Origin of the sequence: Pseudoalteromonas sp. DY56-GL22 (genome assembly GCF_041414715.1) — a bacterium.
Classification (GTDB): Bacteria; Pseudomonadota; Gammaproteobacteria; order Enterobacterales; family Alteromonadaceae; genus Pseudoalteromonas; species Pseudoalteromonas simplex.
Genome location: NZ_JANHZR010000004.1, coordinates 61,952 through 74,911, shown reverse-complemented (window position 1 = coordinate 74,911; position 12,960 = coordinate 61,952). Strand labels below are relative to the sequence as shown.

At 41.2% G+C, this 12,960-nt stretch carries 16 protein-coding genes; 13 read left to right on the top strand and 3 right to left on the bottom strand.

Features of this window, described 5'->3' with window-relative positions; translation table 11 throughout:
• Positions 1-42: 42 nt before the first annotated feature.
• Both NO991_RS10675 and NO991_RS10670 read left to right on the top strand, forming a co-directional pair.
• A complete protein-coding gene (locus NO991_RS10675; protein ID WP_300420741.1) occupies positions 43-786 on the top strand; it encodes a hypothetical protein in 744 nt (247 codons plus the stop codon).
• 47 nt (positions 787-833) lie between these two features.
• On the top strand, positions 834-1,748 hold the full coding sequence (locus NO991_RS10670) for a hypothetical protein (RefSeq protein WP_300358274.1): 915 nt from the start codon (positions 834-836) through the stop codon (positions 1,746-1,748).
• Here NO991_RS10670 and NO991_RS10665 read toward each other — a convergent pair.
• Positions 1,745-3,031 carry a S8 family serine peptidase gene (locus NO991_RS10665; protein ID WP_371352002.1) on the bottom strand — a complete coding sequence of 429 codons (1,287 nt, stop codon included), beginning with the start codon at positions 3,029-3,031 and terminating at the stop codon, positions 1,745-1,747. The genes NO991_RS10670 and NO991_RS10665 overlap by 4 nt on opposite strands.
• Positions 3,032-3,201: 170 nt before the next feature.
• Between NO991_RS10665 and NO991_RS10660 the strand changes: the two genes are divergently transcribed.
• From NO991_RS10660 to dps, 5 genes are all read left to right on the top strand, one after another.
• On the top strand, positions 3,202-3,693 hold the full coding sequence (locus NO991_RS10660; RefSeq protein WP_300358278.1) for an RNA polymerase sigma factor: 492 nt from the start codon (positions 3,202-3,204) through the stop codon (positions 3,691-3,693).
• The gene (locus NO991_RS10655; protein ID WP_300420748.1) at positions 3,690-4,382 is read left to right on the top strand and encodes a hypothetical protein; all 693 of its coding nucleotides are present in this window, start codon (positions 3,690-3,692) and stop codon (positions 4,380-4,382) included. Before NO991_RS10660 ends, NO991_RS10655 begins: the two co-directional genes overlap by 4 nt.
• A gap of 11 nt (positions 4,383-4,393) precedes the next feature.
• Positions 4,394-4,858, top strand: a complete 465-nt coding sequence (locus NO991_RS10650) for a hypothetical protein (protein ID WP_300358281.1) — start codon at positions 4,394-4,396, stop codon at positions 4,856-4,858.
• A gap of 166 nt (positions 4,859-5,024) precedes the next feature.
• Positions 5,025-5,444: an HPP family protein gene (locus tag NO991_RS10645; RefSeq protein ID WP_054551886.1), complete on the top strand. Its 420-nt coding sequence runs from the start codon at positions 5,025-5,027 to the stop codon at positions 5,442-5,444.
• A gap of 227 nt (positions 5,445-5,671) precedes the next feature.
• Positions 5,672-6,190 (top strand): DNA starvation/stationary phase protection protein Dps, encoded by a 519-nt coding sequence (gene dps, locus NO991_RS10640; RefSeq protein WP_054551887.1) that lies wholly within the window; start codon positions 5,672-5,674, stop codon positions 6,188-6,190.
• A gap of 60 nt (positions 6,191-6,250) precedes the next feature.
• Here dps and corA read toward each other — a convergent pair whose 3' ends face one another.
• Together corA and NO991_RS10630 are read right to left on the bottom strand one after the other, a co-directional pair.
• On the bottom strand, positions 6,251-7,207 hold the full coding sequence (corA, locus tag NO991_RS10635) for a magnesium/cobalt transporter CorA (protein WP_054551888.1): 957 nt from the start codon (positions 7,205-7,207) through the stop codon (positions 6,251-6,253).
• A gap of 86 nt (positions 7,208-7,293) precedes the next feature.
• Entirely contained in the window at positions 7,294-8,067 is a 774-nt protein-coding gene (locus NO991_RS10630; RefSeq protein WP_138599888.1) for a GGDEF domain-containing protein, read from the bottom strand.
• A gap of 181 nt (positions 8,068-8,248) precedes the next feature.
• Here NO991_RS10630 and NO991_RS10625 point away from each other — a divergent pair, with 181 nt between their 5' ends.
• The 6 genes from NO991_RS10625 (at position 8,249) to NO991_RS10600 (ending at position 12,945) form a co-directional block, all read left to right on the top strand.
• Positions 8,249-9,058, top strand: a complete 810-nt coding sequence (locus NO991_RS10625) for a hemin ABC transporter substrate-binding protein (RefSeq protein WP_371352001.1) — start codon at positions 8,249-8,251, stop codon at positions 9,056-9,058.
• Positions 9,055-10,113 carry an iron ABC transporter permease gene (locus NO991_RS10620; protein WP_054551891.1) on the top strand — a complete coding sequence of 353 codons (1,059 nt, stop codon included), beginning with the start codon at positions 9,055-9,057 and terminating at the stop codon, positions 10,111-10,113. The genes NO991_RS10625 and NO991_RS10620 overlap by 4 nt, the downstream gene beginning before the upstream one ends.
• The gene (locus tag NO991_RS10615) at positions 10,106-10,894 is read left to right on the top strand and encodes a heme ABC transporter ATP-binding protein (RefSeq protein WP_300361002.1); all 789 of its coding nucleotides are present in this window, start codon (positions 10,106-10,108) and stop codon (positions 10,892-10,894) included. The genes NO991_RS10620 and NO991_RS10615 overlap by 8 nt, the downstream gene beginning before the upstream one ends.
• Positions 10,891-11,613: a HugZ family protein gene (locus NO991_RS10610; RefSeq protein WP_300361005.1), complete on the top strand. Its 723-nt coding sequence runs from the start codon at positions 10,891-10,893 to the stop codon at positions 11,611-11,613. The genes NO991_RS10615 and NO991_RS10610 overlap by 4 nt, the downstream gene beginning before the upstream one ends.
• Before the next feature lie 24 nt (positions 11,614-11,637).
• Complete coding sequence (azu, locus tag NO991_RS10605; RefSeq protein WP_300361007.1) at positions 11,638-12,078, top strand: azurin; 441 nt, start codon at positions 11,638-11,640, stop codon at positions 12,076-12,078.
• 216 nt (positions 12,079-12,294) lie between these two features.
• Positions 12,295-12,945, top strand: coding sequence for a tellurite resistance TerB family protein (locus tag NO991_RS10600; protein ID WP_300361010.1), 651 nt, complete (start codon positions 12,295-12,297; stop codon positions 12,943-12,945).
• The last annotated feature ends 15 nt before the right edge of the window (positions 12,946-12,960 follow it).

The window sequence follows — 12,960 nt, the reverse complement described above, 5'->3', positions numbered from 1 at the left end:
CTCGTTACCTCTATGTCAATTCGCAAAAAAGAGGACGAGACAATGACAAACTTCAAACAATCACTTATCGCAATCTGTGTCGTAACTGCAACAGGCTTTTCAGCGGCTTCATCAGCAGCTGACGTGCAACTATCAGTAGCATCTGAGCAGCAAACAGCAAATAATAGTCAAGTTTCGACTGATTCAAACCAAGCAACGTCGAATACGACACTGATACAATCAACTCAAGTGTCGGGCTCGGCAACAACACAAAATTCATCAGCTGGTGTGAATACTGAAAGCTCAAATAGCGGACAAGCAAATAATCAAACAACGCTTGCAAACGATGAGCAGCAGCCTGCGGAAACTATGCCCAAGCTTGGTTTAACAAACTCAGTATCAAGCGCTTCTCAAGCAGCCAATACCGTAGCGCTAGCAGGTGAGTCAATGCTGTCAACTGCGACAACTGCTGTTAGTAATGTGGCCGTCGCGAACACAAATTCGAACACAACTAACGCAATGCAAAATCAATTGACTCAGCAAACAGATGTATTAGCGTCTTTAGAGCCTAGTGAGCTAAGCTCTGCTGGTCTAAGTCAGGCCTCGCAAATCACTAATGACCTGCAATCATCACTGATTAGTAATGTACAACAAGCTGCAATGAGCTCTGTACAAAGTAGTGTTGAGCAAACCATTTCATCAACTGTTAGCAACAGCGTTAACCAACAAGTTGCTGAGCAAGTATCCGCAGCGACGACTACCGAAGTCGTTAATAACATTCAAAACAGCTTGAACTTAGGCCTTTAACCAATAGCGTGCCGGGTTATCCCCCGGCGCTCCTTTAGGAGATTATTATGCGTACAATTAATAAGCTCATCACCTTAAGTGCGTTAACCACAAGCATTCAAGTGTTTGCTACGGATGTGACTTTTCATGCTGATGCACAAATTGGCTTAACAACTAACTCTGATTTAGCCATTAAAGAGTTAGATGATATTTCTTCACAAAGTGATACAGGTTCAATACTTAAAGCTGGCGTTAGCGCTGAGTTACATGCAACTGACAACCTCAAGTTCACACCAAGTTATCGATACGAGCAAACCAATTATCACCAGCTTGACCAGTATGACTTGGCATTGCATCAATATAGCCTTGATTCTAGCTATAGCATTTCTGGTACTGATGTCGGTATTCGTTATGACGGTGCTTTAGCAAAAGTAGCAAAAGAAACATTTTTAACTTTGGATCAGGTAAGTTTGTATGTTGGCCATTACGTTAATCCAACAACCTATCTGCGTACTGCAATTAGGGCATCAGATAAACAATTCGCCACACAGTCAATGCGCGATGCAAAAGGGTTAGGGCTTGATTCGAACCTGTATTACTTTATTAATCAGGGTAAAACGATGCTGCTTTTAGGCGCTAGTTTAGATAAAGAAAATGCTGATTCAGAGCAATTTAACTTTAAAAGTTGGGGCTTAAATACAGGCATCACTCATCGTTTTAAAGCGTTTGATATAAGCAATAAAGCAGGATTAAGATGGCGCTATCAAGATAAAAACTACCAAGAAGTTATCAGCCAACCACTTACACAAAGCGAGCCATCTCGGGATGAAAGTCGCAGTGTAGTCAGCGCATTTTGGCAGCTTTCTGTTTTTGACTCTTTGCAAATTGTTACTGAAGCAGAGTACGGCGATTATCAATCTAAGCTGGCAGCAAACACCTATACCCAAAGTATTGCTTCGCTGTCATTAAAAGCCAGCTTTTAATCGATTACGCCATGTCCAAACACCGCATCTTTGCCTACTTCACCTAAATCATTCGCTTGTTGCTGTAACGCCTGGTAAATGTTTTTAGGAGAAGCATTTGGCTTTGCCGATAAGCATGCAGCCGCCGCTGAAATACGCGGCGCGGCAATAGAGGTTCCAGATTCCCGACCAAGATCCCCTCCAGCTTTTAACGTCATGACATTGACGCCTAATGCCGCAAAATCAATATAATCACCTCTGTTTGACCAGCGATAAATTCGGTTTTGGCTATCCAGTGCCGTGACAGCAATGACATGTTGGTATGCCGCAGGGTAAAGTGGCAGCGCAGCAGGTCCTTCATTGCCTGCAGCCGCCACTAAAGTTACTTGTTTAGCCGCTGTGGCATTAATTGCTGCCGCTAAAATAGCGTTGTCGGGCCCTGTAAAACTCATATTGATAACAGGCACCTCGTTAGCAACCAACCAATTAAGTGCTTCAACTATTGCTGCTAATGTCGCCCCTTGTGATAAATCAGACTGCTGATAAAACACCGCCGCGCTGTATAATGTTGCCTCAGTTAATAACGGCATGAGCTGCCCATACTTACCTACCAAAACGCCAGCAACCGCAGTGCCGTGCAAATCGGGTGATACTAAGTCATTTGTGAGAAATGACTGCGTTTTTATCTGTGTATTACTAAATCCCGGATGAGTCGTATCAATCGCACTATCAATCATGCCAATTTTTACAGGCCAGTCACACATTGCGGTAGGCTTTGATGAAGACGCGTCTTGCTGAGAACCATTTTGCGCTTGATAAATATGATTTCTATCCAATATCGCTGCATCATCGAGTGAAAGTAAACGTTGCAAATGCGCTTTTGAATCGTAATTGGTCGGGACAACAAACCGAACTAATGACAAACCCAATGACGTGTATTGTTTAGTGACGATAATTTGTGCGCCAATTTGTAAGAGTTTTGCCTGATGCTGTTCATTCGCGAGCATCATCCATTGCCTTTCAACTGCACGAAAACCATGCTCAACATCGACTTCAACAAATGCAGGAGCCTGTAACTGATTGAGTATCTCTAGCCTTTTAGGTAGCGAGGTCACAATGGCTGTTGCGTCGTCGATTAACTCATGTTTGCGTATGCTTTCTACTTGGCTAGTGATGCGCGGTTCAAGTTGATTAACAACAGGATCTATCTGCTCTATCACACCATTTATTGGCTTAATAATCGCTGCTGATAGCGTACTTGAAGTAAACAACAAACTACTTAAAATGACTGATTTCAATTTCATGTTACAGTGACTTCTCATTTAGTTAGGTATTACTATAACGTTTCAGTGAAAGAAAAATTGCATTTATTGGGAATAAAACTTTTTCTTGCCCGTTATAGTAGTGTGAGTTGGCTGAATCATTGATGAGTTGTTTCATTAATCGGCCCTTGCCCTAACCAATAAGGGAAACTATGACAAATACAGTAACCAGTTTATTACCAGCGCTGCGACGTTTTGCATTTTCGCTTACCGGCAATCAAGCAGATGCCGATGATATTGTACAAATGACCATCGAGAAACTTTTACAAAAAGGCATGCCCGATGATATTGAACCACTAAAATGGGCATTCAAGATCTGTCGAAATGTTTGGATCGACGAATACCGCTCGCAAAAAGTGCGCTTAAAGGCAGTTCAAAATACAGAACTTCAAGAACCCATCTGTGACGATGAACAAGAGAGTTTCGCAACCCAAGAGACTTTGCATCGGGTAAATAACGCTTTAACAACCTTGCCAGATGAACAGCGCGCTATTGTATCCCTCGTAGCAGTGCAAGGTATGGCTTACAAAGATGTTGCGCACACCCTTGAGATACCAGTAGGCACCGTGATGAGTAAATTATCACGAGCCAGAGCCGCACTTTATCAATTAATTAAGCCTGATTTCACTAAGGAAAACGCATGAAGATTGATGACCAAACACTCAGTGCTTTTTTAGACAATGAATTACCAGCAAACGAAATGGACGCAATACGTAATGCAATTGCTGAAGATGAGCAACTCGCTTTACGCCTAGCTGAACTATCTGAAGTTGACATGCTCGTTAAACAACACGCAGCACAGATTGATGCAATGCCCTTGTCTGATGAACTTGCACAAACAATCGAGCAACATAATAAAGAGAATGTCGTTTCGCTATCCAAATGGCAGCAAATTAAACTTGCCGGACGCAAACAAATGGCCGTTGCAGCAAGTATTGCAGTGCTTTTTACAGTCGCTATTGCTAGCTTTGTTCAACAACAAGGTTTGGAACAACCCATTGCCAACGCATTAGATCAAAAACTGAGTGGCGACAATACGGTAATAGATACAAACAGAAGCCTAACTGCACAGCTTAGCTTTGTTAATACTAATGGCGATTTTTGCCGCCAATACACGCTGTATTCTAAAACTACCCAGCAAACACATATTGCTTGTAAACAACAAGGAATTTGGCAGCTTCATGCATCGAGCGAGCAACGCGCAATGTCAAGCCAAAGCTATCGCTTAGCAAATAAAACACCTGCGCTTGATAGTTACATCGACGAGCACATTCAAGGCCAACCGTTAGATCGTAACGCCGAACAACAAGCACTAAATAACCATTGGCAATAAGCGAGACAATCATGAAACACGTATTATTAGCTTATATTGCCATTGTATTAATTGGTTGCACCAGCAGCCAACATTCGAATGATAAAAACATTCCTGGCCTAACAACTAAGCAGCTTGCGGATAATCAATATATCCTTCGATACGAGACTCGTCACGGTTCAAAGCGCTCAGCGCTTGAGCAAAGTATGCTGCAAGCCGCCAACATTACGATAGACACCGGTTATGACTGGTTTCTCGTTGCCGAGCAGGCAGTTGATGTTGAGCGTTCCAAGCCCACTAACAAACCACGTTTTGAGCAAAGAGCACACTGCGGTTTATTAACCTGCACAAGTCAAACTTCGCCAGCACTGCATGAGTCAACGTTATTAGAGCGCACAATCATCATACAATTAACAATCATTTTAGGAAAAGGCATAAAACCAAGTGAAAAAGCGCATGATGCTTATACGCTAATTGAACAAGCTAATAATTCATAAAATTAATATTTAAAGGTAAAAATTATCCTCATTACATCTTTTTACCTACGGCTGAACTGCATAAGTAATTACACCGTTAATCACTAATACTTTGATCTCACTTAAGTGAAATTAACTAGATAAGCGCTAAACTTACCACAACTTGATTAATTGTAAGGATGTAGCCATGACACACCTAGTTAGTGATTTAATGACGCCAGACCCATTTGCTATTAGCGCGCAAAATACCCTGCATGATGCTCATAATCTAATGAAAGAGAAAAATGTTCGTCATATCCCTGTGATCAATGAGCATGGTGGTTTGGTTGGCATGTTAACGCAAAAAATCATGATTGCTCAGGTAATGAATATCATGGCTAATTACAGTGCCAGCGCCCTCGAACGCAAGGAAAAGCAAACTAAAGTAGTTGATATTATGGCTACCGATTTTACCAGTATCTCGCCAGAGCAACCGCTACACGAAGTTGCTAAGTTTTTTGTTGAAAACCGTCATGGCTGCATGCCTGTGGTTGATAAAGATAACAACCTAGTGGGCATTCTAACCTCATCTGATTTTGTTCGTTTAGCGGCGGCTTTACTTTCTTAAGTCGTAACTTTGTATCTGCACACTGAATTTTTTACAGAAGGTGTGCAGAGTTTTCATACTTCTTCTTAGCTAGTACCACCCTCACTCAAGACTTAAATAAAATTAATCTTTTAAATTCAATACTTTATAATTTAAAAATTATTAGGCACAACGCTTGCTTCTGTGTAATTACACATGCTTTTTAGATTAAAAGCGAAAGGAAATTTACAGATAATCTCGGAGGAGTAATGAGTAATTCATCATCAAAAATCGCAGAATTTACAGCACCGGGTGTTAAAGACCAAGCTGCAGCGGACACGATTGCTATTCTAGACCAACGCATGGTCGCTTTAATCGATTTACACCTCACTTTAAAACACATTCATTGGAATGTTGTTGGTCCTAATTTTATTGGTGTACACGAAATGTTAGACCCACAAGTAAGCGCAGTGCAAGAGATGACTGACACGATTGCAGAGCGTATTGCAACCATGGGCGGCGTACCTGTTGGCACACCTCAATCAATTGTAGAACGCCGTACTTGGCAAGATTATTCAATTGGTAAAGGCTTAGTTACTGACCACCTAACAGCGCTTGATAAAGTGTATAACGGTGTTAATAAAGACCACCGTGCAGCTATCGATAAGCTTGGTGAGCTAGACCCAGTTTCTGAAGATATGATCACTGGCCAACTGGCTGATTTAGAACAATTCCAATGGTTTGTTCGTGCACATATCGAATCGTCTACCGGCGAATTGAAAGGTTAAACCCCCTAGGTCTATCCGAAGACCCCTTGCCCAGCATTTGCTGGGCTTTTTTATGCTTTGTTACAACCAACCTTTATGTTTAAAGAACAAGTAAGGTGCAAAGCCAGACAGCAACATAATGCCAATTGCAAACGGGTAACCCCATGCCCATTGCAGTTCAGGCATACTGTTAAAATTCATCCCATAAATACTGGCGACAACGGTTGGAGGTAAAAACACCACTGAGGCGATAGAGAAGGTTTTGATAATTTGGTTTTGTTCGATGTTAATAAAACCCTGAGTCGAGTCCATTAAGAAATTCACCTTATCAAACAAAAATGTACAGTGAGACATAAGGGTATCAATATCGAGCACAATTTCACGTAGTGATTCGCGGTCTTCTGTCGGCGCTCCTAGGTGGCGCAGTAAAAACGAAATATTCCGGCGCGTATCCATCAAACATAAACGCACCTTACCGTTATTATCTTCAAGGCGAGAAATTCGGCTAACGGCTTCTTCTAAGTCAGAGTCATCCTCTTCAAGTACATAGGCACTGAGTTTTTCTAACTGATGATGCATGTCTTCAAGCATATCAGCGTGGTTTTCGACTTTTTGGTCAAATAAAGTCACCAAAAGTTGCTTTGGATTATCACACGCCACTTGCCCTTTCCGAGCACGTAGTCGTAATAGACGAAAATCGGCTAGTTCATCATCGCGGATTGTCAGCAAACAGTTGTCTTGTAACAAACAAGCTACGGTTACCGTGTTAAAGCGCCCTTCGTTTGGTGACATGAAAAGCGCATGCACATGCAAGCCTTCATGGTCGATAAAACAACGGGAAGAGGCCTCGATTTCTTCAACATCATCAGCGCCGGGTAAGGTGATATTAAGGGTGCTTGCCAGCGCTTGTCGTTCTTCTTCAGTCGGATTTATAGTATCAATCCAATGGGCATTCTTAATAGCGGTTGCAAGAGGCATATCAGCAGCTGGCTCTGTTTCTGTGATCACACCTTGGTCTATAGAAAAAAATCGTAACATGCGCCCTACTTAAAAAATAAAATTATTTAAAGAATTTAGGTGTTTCAAAGACAAACAATATATCAGTGTTTTTATGGAGCAAGCCATTAAAATAGCTTGGCAAATGCAAGCTGGTTTCGCCCAGATGATTTAGCACTATACAGTGCATTATCAGCTCTTTTCATTAACGATATTAAGTTTTCTTTATGAGGACGGTCCCAATCAGCTACCCCTAAACTAACTGTAATCTTTAGCGGTTGCTCAGCGTAATTAATTGTCATCTTTGCGACAGATTTACGGAGCAATTCTAGCTTCTGTTTTGCCTCTACCACTCGCGTGTTTACCAAAATTAGAGCAAACTCTTCGCCCCCTAAACGACCTAGTAAATCCTCTTGCCTTAAAGTTTTCTTGACTAGGTTTGCAAAACTTACCAATACCTCATCTCCAGCAGCATGACCGTATGTATCATTAATTTTTTTGAAGTGATCTAAGTCTAAATAAGCAAATACAACTGGTTGATTATTACTTTGACACATTTGCAATAGTTCATTCCCTTGAGCTAGAAACTCTCGACGAGATAGCAATCCTGTTAAATGATCATACATTGCTAGTTTTCGATGTGTTTCCTCTAATTTTTGAACTTTAATCATCAAACCACTAATAGACCATGAAACGATTGGTGCAGTAACTGCAGGAGCAATTGTCGCTATAATAAAAATGATAGGCATCATTTCTGTCCCTGTAGCAAGAAGAATCAAGAAAGTAATCAGTAAAGAAATTGCAATACTAATCACAGTAATAAAAAGCATCCTAAGCCAACGACTTTTTTCTCTTTCTCGATAATCCATTAAAGTTCGTTCTGTTTCATAAAAACGCCTCATGCAAGCCTCCCGCCCTCAAAGTGATAGATGATCGAGTATAATCTAAATTTCATCCAACAAGACTAGCACAAAGAGTTGAACTACGAAGTTACACCCTCAAACACATATTGATTGTGATAACTATTTTCATTTGCATTTAATTAATTATAATAGGGCTACTATCATTCAAGTGAGTGCAAATATGAAATACTTAAGCGTCATGTTATTACTGCTTTCAAGCTCAGTCTTCGCTGAGCAACGAATAGTAAGTGCCGGAGGAACATTAACAGAAATTATATTCGCGTTAGGTCAGCAGCAAGAGCTAGTAGGTGTTGATCAATCGAGTATGTATCCAAAAGCGGCCACAGAGTTACCTCAGGTTGGGTATTACCGCGATCTTGCTGCGGAAGGTGTACTTTCTTTACGCCCAACGGCACTTTTTGCACTTGAAGGAACAGGCAGACCTGAAGTATTGAAACAAATCAGTTCGACTGGTGTAACGTTAAAAACCTACCCTAAGCCAGACTCTATCAGTGAGCTAAATAGCTTAATTACTAATTTAGGTAATGAATTAGGTGCGCAAGAGCAAGCACGTGCTTTAAATCAAAAAATCCAAAATAGCTTACCTGAAAAATCTTCGCTTACTGGTAAAAAAGCACTTTTTCTATTATCGGCCAATGATAGAGGCTTAGTTGCTGCCGGTACTGATACCGTGCCGCAAATGTTGTTTGAATATACTGGAATTAAAAACTTAGCGCAGACTCACTCAGGCTTTAAACCATTAAATAGAGAGATCCTTGCCGTAGAGCAACCCGATTTTATTATTGCACCTGCTCATGTCGTTTACTCATTAGGTGGTAAAGATGCATTTTGTAAGCTGCCCACTTTATCTTTATTAAAAGCAGCACAAAACTGTAAGTTACTGGTTATGGATAGTTTATTATCATTGGGGTTAACACCAAGAATAGCGATTGCCATTGAGCAAGTTAGTGAATATCGCAATAAGCTATGAACGGTTCAATTACTTTACCAATAGTGCTAAGAACAAGGCTTTTTCCTAATAAATGGATAGTCCTTTGCGTTCTGAGTATTGCCGCCTTATCTTTACTAAGTATTGGTTTTGGCCCCGCCGGCTGGGACTGGCGTTTAGCTATTGCTTGGCTTGCGCCAGAGCACTTTACACAGTTTGACCCGTTACAAATTAATGTTGTTACGCAAATTCGTTTACCACGTTTTATGTTAGCTGTAATGATTGGTTTAGTGCTGGCTCAAACAGGAACGGCGACTCAAGCCCTGTGCCGTAATCCACTTGCCGACCCATCTATTATTGGTATTAGTTCAGGCGCTGCAGTTATTGCAGTGGCATTTATCGCACTGGGTGCGAAATTTGATTTTCAAGCCGATAAATATTTACCTTATGCCGCATTTTTAGGTGCATTGGCTGTCACGCTTTTTGTTTACCTGATCGCTAAACAGGCCGGTCAAGTTAATGTGACGACCTTGATTTTGGTCGGTGTAGCAGTAAACGCTCTTGCCTTTGCATTAATAGGGTTATTAAGTTTTTATGCTGATGACAGTGCGCTGAGGTTAATAAACTATTGGACTATGGGCTCACTTGGCGGTGCTACGTGGGCTAATTTAAATCAAGCATTACCACTGTTACTTATCAGTGCAATTGGCCTGTGGTATTTAAAAGAACCAATGAATTGTTTACTGCTAGGTGAATCACAAGCTCAGTATTTAGGAATAAACACGCAAACTCTTAAATTTCAAATCATTATTTTAGTTGCATTAGGTGTGGGAGCAAGTGTCGCAATGACAGGCTTAATCGGGTTTGTTGGTTTGGTTGTTCCGCATATTGCAAGGCTTATGGTGGGTCCCCATTTACGGGTTATGATGCCTTTGTGTATGTTGCTTGGCATTATCGTTTTATTACTCTCTGATTGGCTCGCACGCACATTAGTCATGCCAGCAGAACTTCCTATTGGGATTATCACCGCCCTACTTGGTGCGCCTTTGTTTATCTATCTTATTTTAAAAAGTAAGCAAGGAGGCGCAATTGCTTAGTTTTAATAACTTAAGTGTTAATTACGGCGAAAAAGCCATCTTGCAAGATTTAACTGGTGAGATTAAAGCAGGTCAATGTGTGGGCTTAATTGGTGAAAATGGAGCTGGAAAATCGACCTTGCTCCACACTCTAGCCGGAAGTCATCCTTATCAAGGTGAAATACTGCTCCACAACCACACCTTAGCAAAATTTAGCCAAGCTAAACTGGCCCATCAACGTGCCGTTGTTATGCAGTCTCAGCAGCTAGGTTTTGCATTCACAGTGCAAGAGCTTGTCGCAATGGGGCGCTACCCTTACAAAGAAACAACGCAGCACTGTGCTAAAAAAGTAGCTCAATACATTGATTTTATGGAGCTGGGTCACTTGAGAGATCGTCGTGCCACGGCTTTATCAGGCGGCGAGTTACAACGAGTGAGTATGGCGCGTTGTTTAGCGCAACTTGATGCATTTAGTGATGATGCTCAGCCGAAGCTCATGTTATTAGATGAGCCAACTTCAGCGCTCGATATGCGCCACCAGCATGCTTTATTGGGTTGGGTTAACAAGTTTGTTAAGCAAGGCAATGCCGCCATTATTGCAATCCACGACTTAAATTTAGCAAGTCTTTATACCAGCGACATTATTATGTTGCATCAAAAACAGATTTTGGCGTCTGGCAGAACATCAGATGTCCTCACTGAACATAATTTAAAACACATTTACGCCATGCCTTTGTATGTTAAGTCACATCCACTGCATGACGCCCCAATGATTTATTCTCAACGTCAGGAGTTTTCATGAGAACACAAGCCGTCAACGACGCCAAGCAATTGGTATACAAAAAAAATAGCGGAGTAATGTCTACCCTTTCATATAATTTACGCGGCTATCCATTTGGCTCTGTAACTCCTTACATGTGTGATGAGCACGGAAAACTGTATTTTTTTATCAGCGATATTGCTCAACACACTAAAAACCTAGTTCACGACAAGCGCATGAGCCTAACAATATTTGATGCAGCGCAAACAGGCGATCAAAACGAACATGGTCGAGTAACCATCGTGGGTGATGGCTCATTAGTTCCAGCAGAACATGCTGAAGTATTACTCAACAAATATATTGCTTTATACCCAGAAGCTGACTCTTATCGTAGCGCTCATGACTTTAACTTATGGCAATTAGACCCTGTTCGCATTCGCTATATAGGCGGCTTTGGCAAGATTTTTTGGATTGAAAAAGATGAATGGCTTACATCAGAAAAAGCATGGGATGACAACCAAGAGCTGCATATGATCAATCATATGAACGAAGACCACAAAGATGCAATGTCCTTAATTCTAAACCATCACTACCACGTTGACGACACAGCACCCGTTATGAATGGTTTGCTACCGCAAGGCTGCCACATCAGAAGCCATAATAAGAACTACTACATCCCTTTTAATGAGGTATGTGATAACCCTCAAGCAGTACGAAAAGCACTTGTTCAACTAACTAAAGATGCACGTGCCACTGTATAAATATGTTCATTTAAGGAGAATACCATGAAGAAAATTTTAGGCTCTATTTTGTTAATTCTTGCAGCTTCAGCAAATGCTAATGAATGTGAACTAACAATTGAATCAAACGATATGATGCAGTTTTCAACTAAGTCATTAACAGCCCCAAAAAGCTGTAAAGAAGTGACGGTAACACTAAAACATACTGGCAAATTACCAAAAAATGCCATGGGCCATAACTGGGTGCTTTCTAAACAAGCAGATATTCCAGATATCGCCAGCGATGGCATGGGCGCAGGGCTTGACAAAAATTACCTAAAAGAAGGTGATAGTCGTGTACTTGCTGCAACTAAAATTATAGGGGGTGGCGAACAAACCAGCGTAACCTTCGCAAGCAACCTTTTAAAAGAGGGCGAAAATTATGCATTTTTCTGCTCATACCCTGGTCACTACGCAATTATGCAAGGGACGTTTACCTTAATTTAAACCTTATATTTTCACCAATAGATAGCCAGCTAGTTTGCTGGCTTTCTTGACTTAAGTTAATCGCTATTCACCCCAATAGCAGGTTTTAATATTGCCGATAGAATACCCAATAAAAATATACCACCAATTGTTAACTGATGTGTTTTGTAACATTTATCTCGTTTCCTTTTGATTTTAAATCACCTAATCTGGGCACATATCTGCAAGGAGAGAACAATGAAAGACTTACAAAAATTAGTGGGTAATTTAAATAAATCAGGCGCGCTGAATGGCTTTTTGGGTGGTGTTGCCGGCGGTGGGCTAACGAGCTTGATGGGCGGAAAAAGTAAAAAGAGCAGTAAAAAAGCCGTTAAATACGGAGCATTGGCTGCTGTAGGTGGTCTTGCCTGGAAAGCCTATAAACAATATTCAGAGCAAAAATCAGCCCCAGTTCAGCAAACTAGTTCACGTGGTTTTGATTTTACTCCCGCCACGCTGCCTGAGCAGTCATTCACTGATGCAATCGACGATAATCACAGTGATGGGCAATTATTACTCATGCGCGCTATGATTGCAGCTGCCTATGCTGATGGCCACATTGATGAAACCGAAAGACAAAAAATCTTCGCACAAGTAGAAACAATGCAATTGTCAGTGCAAGAAAAAGCCATGCTGTTTGATGAGCTAAGAAAACCAATGCAACTATCAGAGTTAGTTGCCGCTGTGCCAAACGCACAAATGGGTATTGAAGTATATGCAGCCAGTGCCAGTGCAATTGATTTGAACCAAACAGTTTCTAAACACTACTTAGACACATTGGCCAATCAGTTATGCATTCCTAGCGAACTGGTAATGAGCATTCACAGAGAGCTTGCCGAATACAAATAAAAATGGGGCGTCTTC